Below are 18,908 nucleotides of genomic sequence, written 5' to 3' on the forward strand. Positions count from 1 at the left end.
TGATGTCGCCTGATAGTCAAAATCCCGGTTCGGCCACCGCCGGTGCGAAAGTGGAATCGGTCGCGATCCCCTCGGATGCGCTGATCATCGTCGCGGTCCGCAACATTGTATTGTTTCCGGCCGTGATCGCTCCGGTCGCCATCGCCCGCGCGAAGTCGATCGCCGCCGCGCAACAGGCACTGCGCGAACAGCGGCCGATTGGAATCCTGCTGCAGCGAAACGCCGACATCGATGATCCCACGCCGGACGACCTGCACCGCGTCTGCACGATCGCCAATATCGTCAGGTACATCACCGCGCCCGACGGAACCCATCACATCGTCTGCCAGGGCGTGCAGCGCGCCCGCATCCTTGATTTCCTGCCTGGCACGCCATTCCCCGCGGCGCGTGTGCTTCACATTCCGGAGCCGACGACGACGTCGCCCGAGATCGAGGCGCGCTTTATGAATCTGCAGAGACAGGCCGTCGAGGCGGTCCAGCTCCTGCCGCAGGCGCCGCCCGAGCTGGTCGGCGCTTTCCAGGCAACGACATCTCCCGGCGCACTCGCCGATCTCACGGCGTCCTATATGGACATCAAGCCGCAGGAGAAGCAGGAGATCCTCGAGACCATCGACCTCGCCGCCAGGATGGACAAGGTTTCGCGCTATCTCGCCGAGCGGCTCGAAGTGCTGCGGCTGAGCAACGAGATCGGCCAGAAGACCAAGGCTGCCCTCGACGAGCGCCAGCGCGAAGTGCTGCTCCGCGAGCAGATGGCCACCATCCAGCGCCAGCTCGGCGAAGGCGAAGGCAAGGCGCAGGAAGTCGCGGAATTGAGCGCGGCCATCGACAAGGCGAAGATGCCGTCCGAAGCCGAAGGCCAGGCACGCAAGGAGCTGCGGCGCTACGAGCGGATGCCGGAAGCCGCCGCCGAAGGCGGCATGGTCCGCAGCTATCTCGACTGGCTGATCGATTTGCCCTGGGCGCCGGACGAAAAGCCGATCGATATCCGCGAGGCCCGTCGCATCCTCGACGAGGATCATTTCGGGCTGGAAAAGATCAAGGCGCGGATCATCGAGTATCTCGCGGTCCGCAAACTGGCGCCGCATGGCAAGGCGCCGATCCTCTGCTTCGTCGGACCGCCCGGCGTCGGCAAGACCTCGCTCGGACAGTCGATCGCCCGCGCCATGGACCGGCCGTTCGTGCGCGTCAGCCTCGGCGGCGTCCACGACGAAGCCGAGATCCGCGGACACCGCCGCACCTATATCGGCGCGCTGCCCGGCAACATCATCCAGGGCATCAAGAAGGCCGGCTCCCGCGCCTGCGTCATGATGCTCGACGAGATCGACAAGATGGGACGCGGCATCCAGGGCGACCCGTCGGCGGCGATGCTCGAGGTGCTCGATCCCGAGCAGAATTCGACCTTCCGCGACAACTATCTCGGCGTGCCCTTCGATCTTTCACGCGTCGCCTTCATCGCGACCGCGAACATGCTCGATACGGTTCCGGGACCGCTGCTGGACCGGATGGAGATCATCAGCCTGCCCGGTTACACCGAGGATGAAAAGCTCGAGATCGCGCGGCGCTACCTGGTGCGCCGCCAGCTCGAGGCCAACGGTCTCAAACCAGAGCAGGCGACAATCGAGGACGAAGCGCTGCGCTCGATCATCAACGGCTACACGCGGGAAGCCGGCGTCCGTTCGCTCGAACGCGAAATCGGCAAGGCGCTGCGCCATGCCGCGGTGCAGATCGCGGAGGGCAGCTCAGCCAAGGTGACGCTCGGCGCTCGGGATCTCACGACCGTGCTCGGCCAGCCGCGCTTCGAAGGCGAGATCGCGCTGCGCACCAGCGTGCCCGGCGTTGCGACCGGGCTTGCCTGGACACCGGTCGGCGGCGACATTCTCTTCATCGAAGCAACACGCGTGCCCGGCAGGGGCGGCCTGATCCTCACCGGCCAGCTCGGCGAGGTCATGCGCGAAAGCGTGCAGGCGGCGTTGACACTGGTGAAAAGCCGCGCCGCGCAGCTCGGGATCGATCCGTCGCTGTTCGAGAAGAGCGATATCCATGTCCACGTGCCCGCGGGCGCCACGCCGAAAGATGGTCCGAGCGCCGGCGTCGCGATGTTCACCGCGCTGTCCTCGCTGCTCACCAATCGCACGGTCAGGCACGACACCGCGATGACCGGCGAGATATCGCTGCGCGGCCTGGTGCTGCCGGTCGGCGGCATCAAGGAGAAAGTCGTCGCGGCCGCGGCCGCCGGCCTGACCCGGGTGATGCTGCCGGCGCGCAACCGGCGCGACTTCGACGACATTCCGCAAGGCGCGCGCGACAAGCTGGAGTTCATCTGGCTGGAGCGCGTCGACGATGCGATCGCGCAAGTGTTGGAGCCGGCGAAATAGCCGGCCAACGCAATGGAAAATGCACCGGGCACGCGGCTCTTCGCGTGCCCCTCAATCCTTGCCCTTGGTCTGCACGAGATAGCTGACGATCGCGGGCACGTCGGCCTCATCGATCGGCGCCTTGTAAGTGTTGATCATCTTGTTCACCTCGGCTTCCCATGTCGCCTTGGGCAGCGGCGGCTGGTTCAGCACCATGTCGGTCGAATGGCAGGCGAGGCAATTGTTGTTGATCGCCGCGGCGCTGGAGCCGCCGGGGAACAAGGCATCGCCTGCCGGCAGCTCCACCGTCGTCGATTTGATCGTCGGCAGATCCTGAACCCAGGCCGGCGTCGAGGAGAGCAGCGCACTTCCGAAGCAGCCGATCGCAGCCAGATATTTCAGCATGATCAGCTCCTAGAATGCCTTGACCTGCACGGTTTCGATGACGTTGCGCATGAAACCGCTGCCATTCCAGTTCGGCATGTCCGGCTGGACCTCGCCTGCGGAATTGGTGCAGCGGACCATCAGCGCGTGATCGCCTTTGTCGGCAAGCGCAAAGTCCGTCTGCCACTGGCGAAAGCCGTACTTGCCGAAATCATCGCCAAGCTTGGCCGGCTGCCATGACTTGCCGCCATCGCTGGAAAACTCGACCTTGGCGACGCCGGTGTCGCCGCCAAAGGCGATGCCGCGAGCGGGCACGCGCGTGCCCGCGGTGTAGGACGCGCCATCAGTGATATTGGTGAAGAACGAGCGCGGCACCATGCGGTTGATCGGCACCATCTTCACGCCGCTCTGTCCCGGCACGATGCTGGCATGCGGCGTATCGGGAATCGTATATGCTACAGCCATCCAGTAATTATCGTCAGGCTTGTCGAGCACTTCGATGTCGCTGAGCATCTTGATCCAGTAGGTCGAGTACCACCCCGGCACGATCAGGCGCAGCGGAAAACCGTTGAGCAGCGGCAGTTGCTCGCCATTCATGGCGTAGGCGATCATCACTTCACCATCGCGGGCATGATCGATCGCAAGCGACTTCCGGAAGGTCGGAGCGTCCAGGACGACAGGCTCGTCCAATCCCTTGAAGCGGACCTGAACGGCGCCGGCCTTGACGCCGGCGCGATCCAGCACGTCCTTCAGCCGTACGCCGGCCCATTTGGCGTTGCCCATCGCGCCATTCGCCCATTGCGCGCCGGGCACGCGCGGCGAGAAGAAGCCGCGCGAATTGCCGGAGCATTGATTGACCGCGGCAAGCTCCACCCGCGGCAGGTCGCGCAGGATGTCCGATATCGACAGCGACAGCGTCCGATCGACATGCCCGCGCACCGCAAGCCTGAAGGCGTTCACGTCGACCGAATTCGGGATCTCGGCCCAGTGCCAGCGCACGTAGAACTGATCGTTCGGCGTGAAGACGCCGCGGTCGAACACTTCCATCGGCGTTTCGAGCAGCGCCGGCCGCACCCGCTGCAGAATTATGTCGCCTTTTTGCGGAAAAGCATGCGTGATCGGCCGTTCCCGCGGCCCGCTCGCAAACGGCAATTTGACCATTTCTTCGGCGAAGGCCGGCGATACGGCAAGCGACAGACCGGCAATTCCAATGTTCCGGAGCACAGTACGGCGCGACGGACGTTCAGTGGGGGCGGAGCGAGCGGGATGCAGGTTTCGCAGCGAATGGCTGAGCGCATCTTCCTTGTCGTTGCGCATCGGAGCTTCCTCCTTGGGCAAGCGGCACCGAGCCCATCGGCACCGCCCATTGCAAATCCGAACAATAGCATACCCAGCCTAGTGTCGACGGGACATCTGGGTATTTCGAATTTGCCTGCTACCGAGGCGGCGAATCGCGCAACATCGTACCACACGCGGCCGATCAGGCCGCCAGCGCGTCCTGGTTGATTTCACCCTTGGCAAGCGTCGTCAGCAATTCGTCCGCCCGCTTTTCTTCATCGAGCGCGCCGTGCAGCAGCCGCTGGTCCTCACGAAGGCTGAGCTGGCCCGCAAGCGCGGCCACGCTTCCATAGGCTGCGATCTCGTAATGCTCGAGCTTCTGTGCGGAGGCGATCAGGCCCGCGTCGCGAAGGTAGTCGTCCTTCAGGATTACGCACATCTTCTCGGTCTCATGGATCAGCGCCTGCATGGCCTGATCCGTATGTTGCTCTGCGGCGGCGTCGTGCTTCTGCAGGATCGACCGCAGCCGCTCCTCCTGCATGATGGTTTCCCGCTGATGCCGCTCCAACGCAGCCCTTAGCGAAGGATGCGAGGCCGCTTTGGCCATAAGCAGCAACGCCTCGCCAAGCTGCTGCTCGACGCTGACAAGTTCCTGCAATTCGGCAAGGTACATGTCCTTGAATGTCGTGATCTCCATGGTGGTGTCCTTTCGAACGGACCGCCGGCCAGCCGGCCGCCGCGGCCCTCAAGTGCAATCGCCGATCGGGTTGAAGGTAGCCCCGGCGAAGCTGCGCTCCCTCTCCGCTTGCGGAGGAGGGCTGGGGTGGGGTGCCTCTGCATTGGGACTCCCCGAGTGGAGAGAGCCCTCACCCGGCGCAACGCCATAGCCGAGGCTCCGCTTCGGCGTTCTCTAAGGACGGCCGCCGAAGGCGGCCTTCGCCTCTCCCGCAAGCGGGAGAGGTGAAGATTCAGCCTGATCGGATCATACTCAAGCTGACCATTCAACGAAGGGAACCAGTTCCCGGTTCCTAAAATGGCATGCCGGCGCGGCTCACGCCCGATAGAGATAAAGATAGTTCGGCGAGAACAGCGCCGTGCTCTTGAGCGCATCCAGGTCGGTGATCGTCAGCGTCCGTTCGCGCAGCAGGATCAGGCCGGAGCTGCGCAAGTCCTGCAGCGTGCGGTTGAGATGGACCACCGAGAGGCCGGTCGCGTCGGCCAGATCCATCTGGGTCACCGGAAAGGCGCAGGAATTGCCGTCGATCAGGCCGACCGGCCGCAACCGTTCATAGATCTCGCATAGCAGATGCGCTACGCGCTCGAGCGCCAGCCGACGGCCGAGATTGATCGCCCATTCGCGCTGGATCGCGCTGCTCACCAGCGTCTCGCACCAGAACGCCTCCGCGACCGAGCGGTCGTCCGCGACCAGCGCCTCGAACTGCGCGCGTTTGACCTCGGCATAGACCACCGGCGTCAGGCTCGCGATGGAATGATCCATGACCGGTAGCAGATAGGTGTAGGCGTCGCAGATCTCGCCCGGCAGGATGAAATTGACGATCTGGCGCCTGCCGTCCTCCAGCGTCTTGTAGCGGCACAGCCAGCCCGACAGGATGATCCGCACGCCGTGGACCGCATCGCCCTCGCAGATCAGGTCCTCGCCCGCGCCGACATGCTGCATGCCCTCGCGTATCGCCCGTTCCAGCGCAGCGACCCCCTCGTCCGACAAGGGCCGCAGCGCATTCAGTCGCCGGATCACCGGCTGCGCCAGAATTCCCTCGACGGGTGGGGGATGCATCTAGCTGTCCAGTACCGGCGTGTGGATGGTTCGCCGGCTCAAGGGAATGATGATGGTGCAGTGAAGGCCGCCAGCATTGAACATCATCATGGTCTGTCCCTTGAACTCGAACGCCAGCGTCCGCTCCAGCAGTTCGGTGCCAAAACCCTTGCGCGGCGGCGGCGCGACGGACGGGCCGTTCCGCTCGCGCCAGTCGAAAACCAGCCGTGGCGGATTGACCGCCTCGTCGATCCGCCAGCTTATCTCGATGCGCCCTGAAGGCTGGCTCAGCGCACCGTATTTCAGCGCATTGGTCGCAAGTTCATGGAGGGCAAGCGCGAAAGTTTCCGCGGCCTTTGACTGGAAACGCACTTGCGGGCCGGAGACGCGCAATTGCTCGCCTTCGCGGGCATTATAGCCGAGCAACTCCTCGATGACGAGGTATTCGAGATCGACGCCGCCTTCGGGGTCGCGGATCACCAGCGCCTGGGTCCGCGCGAATGCGTTCAGGCGGCCGTCGAGATGGGCGGCATATTCGTCGACGCTCGAGCTGGTTTCGGCGGAGCGGCGCGCGATCGAGCGGATGACGCCGAGCGTGTTGCGGACGCGGTGCTGAAGCTCAGCGAGCAGCAGCCGCTGCCGCTCCTCCGCGCGCGTGATCGCGGTGACGTCGATGAAGGTGATGACCACGCCGGCAATGAAATTGCCGATACTCCGGTACGGCAGGATGCGGACGACGTAGCGCGTGCCGCTGTCGGGCGCACTTAGTTCGCGCTCGGCGCTGGCGAGCGTACGCAGCACGCGGCGAACGTCGTCATAGAGCTCCTCGATCGGAATGCGCGCCTTGATCTGCGCGATCGGCCGGCCGACGTCGGTTTCGACCAGATGCAGCACCTGGGTGATCGCGGGCGTGAAATTCATCACCTTGAGGTCATTGTCCAGGAATACGGTCGCGATCTGCGTGCCTTCAAAGAAGTTCTTCAGGTCGCTGGTGGCGCGCGCCAGCTCCTTGACCCGGTGCGCCAGCTCGCCATTGACGGTTGCCAGCTCCTCGTTGACCGACTGCAGCTCCTCGTTCAGCGCCTGATATTCCTCGTTGGAGGATTTCAGCGCCTCGTTGGTGCTTTCGAGCTCCTCAATGGTGGCCTGCAGCCGCTCGCGCGTCGTCAGCAATTCGCTTTCCAGCCGCTCGACGTGCTCGGGCCTGACCAGCGCATTGGGATTATTCTCCTTGTTGTCGGCGACGCGGGCCGGGGGCACTTCAAACCCCTGCCTCTCCTCCAGCCGCCGCAGATGGCGGGCATAGATCTGGATGTGCTTGGGGATCTGATCGGGCGGCAGCACGTAATCGGCGATCGCGGCCGCATGATTGCTGTCGGCGCGTTGATCGGCATGATCGCCAGCGACCCGTTCGGCGATGGCCAGCCCGCCATGGTCCTTCAGGGTCTTAACGCCCAGCGTCCCGTCGCCGCCAGTCCCGGCAAGGACGACCCCGATCGCCTCCTCGGCGCGCTCCTCCGCGAGCGATACCAGGAAGCTGTCGATCGCGGCGCGTTCGCCCGGCGCCCGCGCGGCCCCGCGGATCGCAAGACGACCGCCCTGGATCGTGGCGATCCTGTCGACGGGGCAAAGATAGATCGTGCCACCTTCGATCATGGCGCCGTCCTGGATCTCGGAGAGCCGGCTGCCTTCCGGTCGCTGCAGCACCTCTCGCAGCCGTCCGTCGTCGAACGCCTCGCGGTGCTGCAACACCAACACGATGGTCTGGTCGGAATTGAGCGTCAGCTTCGAGAAGAACCGCTCGATACTGTCCATCGCGCTGGCGGATGCGCCGACGCCGATGATCAACGGCGCCTTGGCCCGACGTCCACCCTCCGCTGATCCCGATCCGACTTCACTCATGGGGCGGCGGCTCTCGCTGTTCTGTCAGGGCCTGATTTGGCGTGGCAAAACCATGCACATAGCGGAGCTTGACGCTATCCCAACGGTGACTACGGCGAAATAACGCGTGAGGGCGCCGCCCAACGCGAGCCCGCCATAACGCATTGAGGACGCCCATACCGGCGCGTCCAGCTAGGAAGATCGGCCCGCAGCGATCAATTCGCATCCGAGTTGCGCAGGTTAGTGCGCCGGTTCCAAAATGCTGCCACGCTGCTTGGCCTCGGAGCATCGGGCGGGTTGCATCATGAATGAACTCGACGAACGGATTGAGCAGCTCGAGCGCAGAGCCGCGGAAAGCACGCTGATTGCCGACCTCTCGCCAAGACGGGAAATCCGGATCCACAACACCCGTCTGGCCGACGAACTGCGGCAGGTCGCTGCCGAACTCAAGATGCTGCAGTCGGAGAGACCTTGGGCGGCCTGAGCGGCGGGCGTGCTCGCGAACGGTATTCGTCTGGAGACGCGCTCCTTACTATGAGAGGGCGATATTGCATGCGCGGCAGCGCGAAATATCCAAGCGATTCCAACGTGATTTGCCCCGTCCAGTTTTGCTGCGAAAAATAAACCGCTTAACCCGTCGGGCAAATCACGACTATGACTCCGCGCGTCTCACCCGAATGAGGGGCGGCTCGCGATCGTCACGAACGTGCGGTGAGATGCGGTGGACGCAGTTGTTGCGAAAGACGAGCGTGACATCAGCGGACGGCGAAGTCGTGTGGTCCTGGCGCCCCGACGCTGGCGCTAAGTTTTTCGCGCGAACAAGTTTGCGCAAGAGACGACGGTGGCAAGAAAGCCCGGTCACCGGGGAGAGCACGAAGGAAGCCGTAACACCATCGCGCAGGGAAAGCCGGAATGCTTCGGTTGAACCTGTGGTCCTACCCCGTGCTTTTTGTTGCACGGGACCCATGGGTGCAACCGGCACCCGGCTTTCCCTGCGCCCTCTGCTGATTGAGAGGGTGAAACGAGACGCAAAGCTCGGGCGTAACGTGCCGCGAGAATGCGGACGTATATCTTCTCTCCAACTCCATCGTCATGCCCCGCGAAGGCGGGACATCCGGTATTCCGCGGCCTCTCAACTTAAGCTCCGGCGCCTCTGGAATACTGGATCGTCCGCCTTCGCGGACGATGACAGCGGAGAGCTGTTTGATATTTGAATCAGAACTCTCCCCGTCATTGCGAGCAAAGCGAAGCAATCCATGCTTCCGCAAGCGGCAAAATGGATTGCTCCGCTCCGCTCGCAATGACGCCGTCGTCCCGGGCTTGACCCGGGACCCATAACCACAGGCGTTTGTGATGTGCTCAGCTGCAACCGCTTGCTTGCGCCACAACACCTCCCTGTGGTTATCGGTCCCCGCCTTCGCGGGGACGACAGTTGTAGGATGGGTAGAGCGCAGCGAAACCCATCCTACGGGGCCGCGAGGCGTGAGAGAATCCATCGCGCCGACAGAGCTTGAATCAACTGGCCCGCACCTGATGGAGATGCGGGCCAGCTCGTCTTCCAGACTGTCTTCAGTGCCGATCGGAATCGCCGGCCTTAAGCGCTACTGAGAGGCTGCGCACTGGCCGGGTCACGACCGGATCGAGATCAAAGCGCTTCTCGAGCAGTTTGAGGATCGAGGTCGTGTCGTAGTCCTCGTGAGCGACGCCCGACTTCTCGAAGCGCTTGGAGATCAGGAGCGCCGGGATACGGATGCCGGGTCCCCACTGGTCCGCAGCCTTCGCGTCGTCGCCGCGACGATTGTGGGGCGGCGGCGGGACGTGATCCCACTGACCACCGAACTCGTCATAGGTGATGACGATGAGGGTGTCCTTGCCATCCGGTCCCTCGGTGATCGCCTTGACCAGATCAACCAGATGCTGGCTGCCCTCGGCCTCGCTGGCGTAGCCAGGATGCTCGTTCTCTTCGCCGATCGGCTTGATGAAGCTGACGTCCTTCAACCTGCCGTTCTTTGCCGCCTGGATGAACTCCGCCTCATCCTTCAGATGATCCTTGCGGGCCTTCGTGCCGGGCGCGTAGTTGGCGAAGTAGTTGAACGCCTGGTGGTGGAACTGGAAGTCCACGTCGGCGCAGTTGGGGAAAACCGCCGTGGGCAGATGGTTCGGATCGGTGCAGGTGGTGCCGTTTCCGTTGGTCCAGCCCGAAGCGCCGACGTCACCATTGGCGTTCGACCAGCCGCCCGAATACCAGGCCCAGTCGACGCGCTTGGCCGACAGCCGATCGCCGATGTTGGGCGTGTTGAGCGGCGGCAGGCGCCGGGCATCCGCCGTGCCGGGCGAATAAGGCTGATAGAACGGCTGGGTGGTGTTGACGGCATAGTCGCCGCAGGCGAGCCCGGTCGGCAGACCGGCTTGGCTGCACTTGGCGGTCAGTTGCGCATCCTTCACCGTGGAGAGCGGGGTGTAAAGCGGCGTGCTGGTCGGCATGCCGTTGGCATCGACGATGGAGTGCAGGTCGGTGGCGCTGCCGTCGTTGGATGCGCCGACGAATTGCGGAGCGGCAGCCGCGACCAGGAACTGGTGGTTGAGGAACGAACCGCCGAAGGCGCCCTGGAAGAAGCTGTCGGCAATCACGTAATTCGGCGCGCCGCGATCGTGCAGATAGCGGTAGATCGGCAGCTTCTTGGTGTCGTAATAGCCCATCACAAGACCCGAAGCATCGCTGCCGGTCATGTAGCGGTTCTGCCGGCCGCCATTGATCTGATACTGCTCGCTGTAGAAGCGATGCACGATGTCTTCCGTGCAGCCGCCGGGCAAGCCGGTGCCGTTGAGGAAGCCGTGAGCCGCGAACGCGCCGATCGGCTTCGGGCAGGTGGTTGCCGAAGTCGGAATGAAGTCGTTGATTTCGAACGGCTTGTTCTTGAAGGCGCTGAGGATCGCGACCGAGCTTCCGTTGTCGGTGCAGCTCGTCGGCAACGGCGAGGGCGAGGTCAGGTTGACGTCATTCTGCAACAGGCAGGTGTAGACCGTCTTGCTGTCCTGGCGGACCTGCAGCGTGTGCGGCTGATCGGCGTCGGAAACGCCGTTGATGTTGTCACGGCCGACGTCGCCCCAGTGGCCGTAGAGGTTATCGAAGCTGTGATTTTCCTGATAGATGATTACGACATGCTTGTATGCCTTCAGCAGATCGTCCCGATCATGGTGACCATGATCATGGTCATGATCATGATGTCTGAAGTCGTCGCCGTTGTTGTGCTTGAACTGGTCGACGATCTTGTCGACGAGATTCTCTGCCTTAGCCACCGGCGCGACAGCGATCGCACCAACAGCCAATGTGAGCGCGGGAATGGCTCCCCAAAGCCGCATGGTTTTCTCCCCTAAGAGCAAAGATGGAATGAAACGCAAGTGAGGCTAACTGCCGCACATTTCGATCCGATGACTGTTTTCCGACAATGTGAGAGTCGCGCACACGCTGAGACCTCAGCGCCATTCTTAGACGGATATCGAGGTGTGCTCTGCCATCTGAGTGTCATCAAACCGACGACAAGTTTTGTCTATCCAATCCTGCTGCGGTCTCGCGAGCAGGGACACTGTCATCTGTGCGACATCTGCTGTTCACAGACCGCCCAACTAAATTGCTGCAGGGGCTTTGTCGTGATGACCAAGGACATTCTTGCGTGCCGCTCGCCCCGAAATCGTGCGACTGCCACGCATCGCATCACTTCGTGCGCTTTGATTGTGCTGATCGCGCTAGTTGCGGTGCTCGTCCCCCTGCAGATAGAGGCGTTTCCGCTGGGCGGTGATCAGACGGTCTTGCCGAGCGGGACGGAGTTTTCCGAGGAAGCGCTGGCGAAGCCGCGCGAACTGTTCCACTCGGAGGCCATGGGCGGGCACAAGTCCTATTTGGTCAACCTTGGCGATCTCGCATTCAACTCGCCTTCCATCCTGGGCGGCAAGGCGCGACAGGCGGAAATGAGCTGCGGCACCTGTCACGTCAACGGGACATCGAATCCGAAACTGTTCGTTCCCGGTGCCTCCTCGCGCCCCGGCACCTTCGACACCACCAGCCTGATGTTCAATCCAAAGGCATTCAACAGCATTCTCGATCCGGTCCGGATCCCCAGCCTGCGCGGCGCGCGCTTCCTGGCGCCTTACGGGCATGACGGCCGCATAACCTCGCTGCGTGACTTCATATATAATGTGATCGTCAATGAGTTTCAGGGGCCGCGACCGAGCGATGCCGTCCTGGACGGCCTTGTCGCCTACATCAACGACATCGATTTTCTACCCAATCCCAGGCTCGCGCCCGGCGGCATGCTTACCGCACAGGCGAGTGCTGCCGAGCGCCACGGCGAGCAACTGTTCTTCAAGCCGTTTCCGCACCAACCCCAACTCAACTGCGCCACCTGCCATGTTCCAACGGGCGTCTTCACCGACCAGGCCCGCCACGACGTGGGCTCAGGCGGTCTGGTGAAGACACCGACCTTGCTCAACGCCAACTTCAACGCGCCCTACTTCCACGACGGCCGGTACGACACCTATGAAGAAGTGGTCGGACATTTCGACCGCATATTCGATCTCGGTCTCTCATCGCAGGACACGCAGAACCTCGTCGCCTATCTGACCGCGATCGGCGACGGCGACCGCCCCTTCGACAAGGACGGCGTGGCGATCCGGATGAAGGAAGTGCGTGAACTGGCGAGCGTCCTCGAGTTGGCCATTCCCGCCGCGGATACAGCCGTGGTCTCGCTGGCGGTCACTGGCGTAGGCGCCGAGCTGCGTGAATTGACCGAGCATATTCCGGACATCAGGTATGCTTCGGTCGGGGGTCAGGAAGAACGGCTCGCGGCACGCACCGCCGTCAAGGACCTGGTGCTCAATCTGCGCCGGATTGATCTTGCGGTCGCTGCCGGCCATCTCGACGAGGCCATGGCCGAATACGAGACTTTCTCGATGCTCGCGACCTTTGACGTCCCGGTCGCGTTGAAAAAGGCCGAACCCTGGTCGCTGTTCAATGCCAATATTCACCAGTCGCACTATGCGGCGCTTGGACGGATGCTGCAATCGACAGCCAAGCAATCGCAGTAGCCGCTCACTCCGCGCCAGGCGGAGCGACCCATACGTCGCTCTGCCGGATGCGATCGATCAACGCCCGCGGATCGAATTTGCGCGCGCCGGGGGGAATTTCGAACGATTGTGCCGGCTGCGGCTCGTCGCGGATGTTCTCGACGGCGATCATCGTCCCGTCCACGGTCTCGATCTGCACCGGAAACTTGCGCTCCCGGTCGACCCATCCGACAAAGCCGCCGCCGGAAGCCGCGACGATCCGATAGGTGTCCGCCTTGCGATCTCCTACTGTTCCTTCCCCGTCGCGCCCGCAATGCCATCTATCGGGATCCACCGGCGCCGCCAGCGACGCGATTGCCCGCCACTGCCGGCAGGGCTCGTCAGGATCGACCGGGACAAACATCTGCGTAAGCGGACTTGATTGCATCGCGTCCATGAACACTTTCGCATGCGGCCGCACGAAAGTGGCCGCAGGCTTTGCCCCATCGACCAGAAAGAAGCCATCGGCGAAATCGGTCGTCTCTATCCTCACTTTGCTTTCAGACACGCGCAGGCTTCCCACCCGCACGACCTTCTCACCCTGCCTGGTGACAAGGTCGGCGGAAAACTGCTGCGCCGATGCTGAAACGCCGGCGAGCGCCGAACCGACCAAGGCAAGCAGGCATGCTCGCAGCCTCTTGTTCCCCAACGTAGTCATCCGGTCTCGATCCATCGGAAAACCTCGGCGCGGCGCAAAAAAATGCGGTGGTGCCGACCGAACTATCGGTTCGATCGGCACCATCTTCAGATCTGTCGTTCTTGGAACGCTGTTTAGTTATTCGGTATAGGACAGCGTGACCGGTTTGCTGAAGTCGAACGCATCGAACATGTCAGCAAGCGCGGGGCTGTTGGTCGGCACATATTCGTTGTTCCGCGAATATGTCGGGTTCGGCAGATTGTCCCGGCTGCGGTTCGTCAGCGCCTGCAGGCTCCAGTTACGTTCGATGAACTTCAGCAGCGAAACGTGGTCGCCGTAGTTGTGGTAGATCTTGCCGCCGGTCGAATAGGGCGACAGGATGAGGATCGGCATACGCGCTCCATCGCCGAAGAAATCGATCGACTGGATATAGCCCGAGTCCCAGTAGCCGCCGGCTTCGTCCCAGGTGATGAACACCGCGGTCTCCGCCTTGAGCTCCGGATTGTTGTCCAGCGCGTTCAGGACATTCAGCGCATAGGCCTCGAACAGATCGACCTTCGAACTTTGCGGGTGGCCGTCGAGCAGACCATCCGGCTTGCCGAACGACACCGAAGGCAGGGTGTTGTTCTGGATCGCCGTGATCAGATCGGCAGTGTCCTTGATGTGAGCCTGACGCACGGTCGGGTTGGCCATGATCGAGGTCGCATACTGGAACGGATTGCAGATCTGGCAGTAGGCCACACCGAGCGCGTGGGCCGGATCGGCGAGCGCAGCCGCGGTGAGATCCGGATTGGTCGGGTTGGCGGCAACCGCGGCGTTCGAAAGCGCCACGGCGTCGTTATACGCACCACCATAGAAGGCCCAGGAGATCTTCTTCTCCATCAGGGCATCGCCGATGGTCCGCACCGACGACGGCGGCATGCTGCTTCCGCCCGCCAGCGCACCGTTCGGCAGATAGCCCGGATCGGTGTTGTTGAGCATATAGTAGTGGTTGGGCTTGCAGTTCGGCTCGGCCGCATACGGCAGATTGTTCAGATAGGTCACGATCGGCTTGACGCCGGGCTGGAACACGTCCGAGCAATCGCTGAAGTTGCCGTCCACCGTGTAGCGATTCACCGTTCCGGACGCCGGATTCGGGTTTGCGATCTGGTTTGCAGGCGGCGTGGTCGGGTTGCCCTTGCCGTCGCTCCAGAAGCCCGCGTCACCGGTGCCGAGCATGAAGTGGTTGGCGCCGGTGCCGCCATGGAACGACTGGTGGAAGTTGTCGCCCAGGGTGAAGCGATCAGCCAGCATCTTCAGGATCGGGGCCTGCCCCTGCTGGGCATTGTAGAAGCCCATCGAGTTGGCCATGCTCTTGTTGGACGTCGAGTAGGTCGCCATCACGAACGGAAACAGGTCGCTGAGGCAGCCGGAGTTGTTGGCCTTCGTGGCGCTGGCCGCACTGCAGTCTTCCTGCTGCCAGTCCTGATAGAACCGATGCGTGGTGTCGCCGGTGTAGTCGTCGTCGCTGATCTGCTCACCCTGCAGCGCGAACGGTCCGGTCAAGTGACCAGCGCCGGGAACGCGAGTATCAAGCGCGCCAGTCGGCAGGCCGCTGAAGCCGGTCGTGAGGATATCGAGGTCGCTCGAATCCATATCCTTTTCGACGCTGGCTTCGGCGATCGTCTTGAACGGAGGTGACGCATCGCTCTGCCCGGTTGGCGTGCCCGCCGTGTTCGGCTGCGGCATTGCATTGGTCGCACTGTAGGGCGACTTCGCGATCGTCGGCGCACCAATATAGAAAGAGGACTGCGCGGCGACCGAGTATTGCTGGGCTTGCGCGAAGTTCGGACCGGGCGAGCCATCCTCGTTGACGATGCCCTTGGACAGCAGGTTGGAGATCGTCTGTCCCCTGCCCTTCGGCTTGTACACTCCGAACGTGTGGTCGAGCCCGCGATTTTCGCCGATCAGGATGATGACGTGCTTGATCGGCGATGCGGTCTTCACTTTGTCAGCCGGATCATTGTCCTTGTCACCGTGGTCGCCATGGTGGCCATTGTTATCGTGACCGTTGTCACCGTGGTGACCGTTCCCGTCGTGATCGTTGCCCTGATTGTCGTGGGCGAAATGATTGTGATGCGAGCGCTTGTCCCAATCACTTCGTCCGCCGGGATAATGTGCTGCATAGGCGGCTGTTGCGACAGCGACTGTTGAGATGACGCAAAGTGCCGTGGTGGTTCGCCAGTTCTTCTTATGATTGAAAGTCATTATCGACTCCAAAGGTTGTGGTTGGCGACACATTGTCTAATGCGGCAACATGACGCACGCTTATCGTTGCTGTGAAAGCGCGCGAGAAATTTTGACTCGTTCAAAAAATTCTCTGCGCTGCATCTGCGGCGACGATGCATGCATCGCGACCGATGCCATTCGCATCGCACGACAGCGCACAAGAATTGTTGGAAGTGATGCACGCGATGCGATCGCGCGAGGATTTCCGCGGAGGCGAATTCGTGCCTCGCAGCAGTGGCCTAAAGCGTGATGACTTTTCTTCGAATCGTCATCTCGCTTTAGCTCTTTGTTTGAGCATGATCTTTTTCGGAAAAACCGGTGCCCACTTTTCCGGATCATGCTCTAGTGAGACAGATGTTTCGACTGCATCACCTGGCGCAGCGCCGCGTAGTGCTGATCATGTACATCTTGGTTGAACAGCGACCATCGTTCGGCACCCGCGAGCAGCGCGGGGACAGCCGCGGCCATGAGATAGCGATAGTTCCTGAACTCAGTCGCGGCGTCAGCACTGCGGCCTTCGCTTACGGCGATATCGATTCGCCGCAGCATAAGGACGAGTTCCTTGAGACTGTTGCGCGCCATGACGCGCTGCTGCGCGCCGCCCGACACGCTGGTGTTCTTTCGATCAGGATATCGCTCAGTGAGCTCGCGCAACTCCTGGCCTATGGTGTCGACGGCAAGCGCGACAATCGCCTTATCGCCCGAAGGAATCGCGGTCGCGAGCACCATGTTGAAGTCATTGATTTCCTTCAGCGTCGCGCCAGCGTCGTCGCGCTCATAGGGCTGCACGCCATCTCCGACCGCTGTGAGATAGGCCACGAGATCGCGCTTGTCCTGCGACGACAGGCCAAGATCGAATGTGCGGTCGAAATGATCGACGACCTGATCAAAGCTGTCGAAGCGACCGTCGTGAAAATAGGGTGCGTTGAAATCCGCGTTGCGCAACGTCGGCGTCTTGAACAGTCCGCCGGAACCAACGTCGTGCTGTTGGTGGTCGACAAAGGCAGCCGACGGGACATGACAGCCAGCGCAGCTCAAGCCGGGATCATGTAGAAATGGTTTGGAGAACAAGGCTTCGCCGCGACGTTCGGACTCGCTGACATTGCCGACCAGCCGGCCGCCGGGACCGAGGCTCGGATTGGGCAGGAAGTCGACGTCCTGAACATAGGCGACGATGGCATCGATGATCGCCGGCGACGGCTCGGGCCCGGCGAACTCATTCACGATGACATTGCGGATGAAGTCGCGCAGCGACGCCGATCGCCCGTCGCTGCCGTAGGGCGCGAGATAGCGCGCACCGCGCAGGCTCGGAATCCTCACGGGATCGAGCACGAGATTGTTCGCCTTCGGATTGAACAAGGGGCCGGTGACATCGAAGTTTCCGGGCCGCGTCGACATCTTCGGCATGAAGAATTTGGCGTTGCCGACGCCGTTGACGTGGCAGGTGCCGCAGCTCACACCGGCTTGCCGTGCCACCTCGCCCAGGATTGCCGGCGAATTGAACGCGAGGTCGCCGAGATTCACCATGTACGATTTCGCACCGGTGCGTTCGGATTGAAACACCTCGCGCGGCTTGTCGAGCGCATCCTCGTTCAGCTCGGTCTTTGTCGGCAGAACAGTCTGATTGCCGTCGACGGGAAAAGCCAGCGCGCGTCCAAGCGACGCAACGACAAGCAGACCGGACGCAAGCGCCGTCAGCCGCAGCCAAGGCGAATTCATCGCACCTGGGCCTCCAGCGTCGGCCGTTGCAGTCCAAGCTTTGCCGAAGCAGTCTGCAGCGCCACCACCAGCTCCTCGCTGGCGCGTCGCAACCGCGGGATATCGACATGCGGCAAGTCCGGCGCCGCGACAATCGCTTCAAGCAGCTCGATTCGATTCGTCACCATTTCATCGAGCTTGCCGTCCGCCGTGTTGAGGGCCGCGGAGAAAATCGTGTGATAGGCGAAATCGATGCCGGCGATGTTGTTACGCATGTCATCGAGCGAGGTGCCGCTAATGCGAGACTCGCCACCATCGGCCTTGCTTTCCCCGACTTCGTAAGCGAGCCGGGCCGTCCCATCCAGCAGGCCCTGGGGCGTGAGCTGCATGTCCTTAAGCTTGACGTGCAGATCGTTCAGATGTTCGACCAACGCGGCAGCATCTTTGTCGACGTCGGTCTGGCCTGCGCCGAACAGTTTCGCTTCGATGGCATGGAACCCACTGTCGGCGTTCGGCCAGGCGTCGATCTTCGCGTCAAGCTCAGGCACAAAGCCGGTCGTAAAGACTTCGGAGCGCTCCCAGCCGGCGCGAGCCGAAATCCAGGCTTTCTTCGCGCCCGCGAGATCCCTTACTGCAGCCCTTTCACGCAGTGCTCGCGCACCCGCCAACGCGCTATCAATGCCTTCGATCATGTAAGGCCGATAGCGCTCGGCGCCTTCATCAAGGACGCTAGCGTCTGCGGAACGCAGACCGCTCAACATCACCAGCAAAGCAAGGCATGTCGCCACTCGCATTTTATTCACCGTCATTCACGCATCAGCTATCGCTCGCAGCGACGGGAAATATTGTCAGCTTCCTATGCGGTTTTGTGACAGGCTGATTGCACGTTGCGGTTTTCTGCTGTGAAGAGTTTTTCCGACGATCACATTCTCGAAAGACCGCTCCTGCTTGTGCCGGTTGCTTGAAAATTGAGCTGCTGAGCACGAACGAAATTCTGTGGTAAGCACTCACACACTTCGTTATTCATCGTAGCGCTCATGCCAATCGCCAGTGAAGCTGTGCAGTTCCTCGGATTCTACGTTGCCCTTGGCGCGATGTGCTGCGCGCTGGCACTGATCGACCTTCGTCACGGCATCATTCCGGATGCATTGAATCTTGCGATTGCCGTCCTTGGCGTTGCCCAAGCCATTGTCTTCGGGAACCCGACAGACGGCTTCGAGGCGCTCGGTGAAGCTGCCGCGGTTGCTGTCATCTTCTTGCTGTTGCGGCGCCTCTATTTTCTGTTGCGACAAGCCGAGGGGCTCGGGCTTGGCGATGTCAAATTTCTCGCAGCCGCGGCGACCTGGGTCGGCATGACAGGCATTCCAACGTTGCTGTTGATTGCCACCTTGAGTGCGCTTGCGGCGGCCGGCAGCCTGCAACTCGCCGGGCGCCAGATGAAGCGCCAGACATCGATGCCATTCGGCCCGTTCCTGGCGCTCGGCCTGCTGCTGACGCCGGCCTTCCAGCGATGGCTCAGCCTGATCTAGTG

At 62.1% G+C, this 18,908-nt stretch carries 14 protein-coding genes; 4 read left to right on the top strand and 10 right to left on the bottom strand.

Features of this window, described 5'->3' with window-relative positions:
• The first annotated feature begins 2 nt into the window (after positions 1-2).
• Complete coding sequence (lon, locus tag OZ411_RS28475) at positions 3-2,375, top strand: endopeptidase La (RefSeq protein ID WP_282530646.1); 2,373 nt, start codon at positions 3-5, stop codon at positions 2,373-2,375.
• A gap of 51 nt (positions 2,376-2,426) precedes the next feature.
• On the opposite strand, the gene OZ411_RS28480 is transcribed toward lon, so the two are convergent.
• The 5 genes from OZ411_RS28480 to OZ411_RS28500 form a co-directional block, all read right to left on the bottom strand.
• Positions 2,427-2,759 carry a cytochrome c gene (locus OZ411_RS28480; RefSeq protein WP_282530626.1) on the bottom strand — a complete coding sequence of 111 codons (333 nt, stop codon included), beginning with the start codon at positions 2,757-2,759 and terminating at the stop codon, positions 2,427-2,429.
• A 9-nt stretch (positions 2,760-2,768) separates the two neighbouring features.
• Positions 2,769-4,055 carry a molybdopterin-dependent oxidoreductase gene (locus OZ411_RS28485; RefSeq protein WP_282530627.1) on the bottom strand — a complete coding sequence of 429 codons (1,287 nt, stop codon included), beginning with the start codon at positions 4,053-4,055 and terminating at the stop codon, positions 2,769-2,771.
• Positions 4,056-4,218: 163 nt separating this feature from the next.
• Positions 4,219-4,713: a DUF892 family protein gene (locus tag OZ411_RS28490; protein ID WP_282530628.1), complete on the bottom strand. Its 495-nt coding sequence runs from the start codon at positions 4,711-4,713 to the stop codon at positions 4,219-4,221.
• 354 nt (positions 4,714-5,067) lie between these two features.
• The gene (locus OZ411_RS28495) at positions 5,068-5,811 is read right to left on the bottom strand and encodes a Crp/Fnr family transcriptional regulator (protein ID WP_282530629.1); all 744 of its coding nucleotides are present in this window, start codon (positions 5,809-5,811) and stop codon (positions 5,068-5,070) included.
• Complete coding sequence (locus tag OZ411_RS28500; protein WP_282530630.1) at positions 5,812-7,692, bottom strand: chemotaxis protein CheB; 1,881 nt, start codon at positions 7,690-7,692, stop codon at positions 5,812-5,814.
• A 283-nt stretch (positions 7,693-7,975) separates the two neighbouring features.
• Between OZ411_RS28500 and OZ411_RS28505 the strand changes: the two genes are divergently transcribed.
• Positions 7,976-8,155 (top strand): hypothetical protein, encoded by a 180-nt coding sequence (locus tag OZ411_RS28505; protein ID WP_245476134.1) that lies wholly within the window; start codon positions 7,976-7,978, stop codon positions 8,153-8,155.
• A 1,085-nt stretch (positions 8,156-9,240) separates the two neighbouring features.
• Here OZ411_RS28505 and OZ411_RS28510 read toward each other — a convergent pair.
• Complete coding sequence (locus OZ411_RS28510; protein WP_282530631.1) at positions 9,241-11,034, bottom strand: alkaline phosphatase family protein; 1,794 nt, start codon at positions 11,032-11,034, stop codon at positions 9,241-9,243.
• Positions 11,035-11,406: 372 nt separating this feature from the next.
• Between OZ411_RS28510 and OZ411_RS28515 the strand changes: the two genes are divergently transcribed.
• Complete coding sequence (locus tag OZ411_RS28515; protein ID WP_282530632.1) at positions 11,407-12,756, top strand: cytochrome c peroxidase; 1,350 nt, start codon at positions 11,407-11,409, stop codon at positions 12,754-12,756.
• 4 nt (positions 12,757-12,760) lie between these two features.
• Here the strand turns inward: OZ411_RS28515 and OZ411_RS28520 are convergent, their stop codons facing one another.
• The 4 genes from OZ411_RS28520 to OZ411_RS28535 all read right to left on the bottom strand — a co-directional run bounded on the left by OZ411_RS28520 (position 12,761) and on the right by OZ411_RS28535 (position 18,186).
• Complete coding sequence (locus OZ411_RS28520; RefSeq protein WP_282530633.1) at positions 12,761-13,432, bottom strand: hypothetical protein; 672 nt, start codon at positions 13,430-13,432, stop codon at positions 12,761-12,763.
• A gap of 117 nt (positions 13,433-13,549) precedes the next feature.
• Positions 13,550-15,658, bottom strand: a complete 2,109-nt coding sequence (locus tag OZ411_RS28525) for an alkaline phosphatase family protein (protein ID WP_282530634.1) — start codon at positions 15,656-15,658, stop codon at positions 13,550-13,552.
• Positions 15,659-16,021: 363 nt separating this feature from the next.
• Positions 16,022-17,398 carry a cytochrome c peroxidase gene (locus OZ411_RS28530; RefSeq protein ID WP_282530635.1) on the bottom strand — a complete coding sequence of 459 codons (1,377 nt, stop codon included), beginning with the start codon at positions 17,396-17,398 and terminating at the stop codon, positions 16,022-16,024.
• Positions 17,395-18,186, bottom strand: coding sequence for an EfeM/EfeO family lipoprotein (locus tag OZ411_RS28535; protein WP_282530636.1), 792 nt, complete (start codon positions 18,184-18,186; stop codon positions 17,395-17,397). Before OZ411_RS28535 ends, OZ411_RS28530 begins: the two co-directional genes overlap by 4 nt.
• A gap of 228 nt (positions 18,187-18,414) precedes the next feature.
• Between OZ411_RS28535 and OZ411_RS28540 the strand changes: the two genes are divergently transcribed.
• Complete coding sequence (locus OZ411_RS28540) at positions 18,415-18,906, top strand: A24 family peptidase (protein ID WP_282530637.1); 492 nt, start codon at positions 18,415-18,417, stop codon at positions 18,904-18,906.
• Positions 18,907-18,908 lie beyond the last annotated feature (2 nt).

Origin of the sequence: Bradyrhizobium sp. Arg237L, assembly GCF_029990105.1 — a bacterium.
In the GTDB taxonomy this organism is placed as follows: Bacteria; Pseudomonadota; Alphaproteobacteria; order Rhizobiales; family Xanthobacteraceae; genus Bradyrhizobium.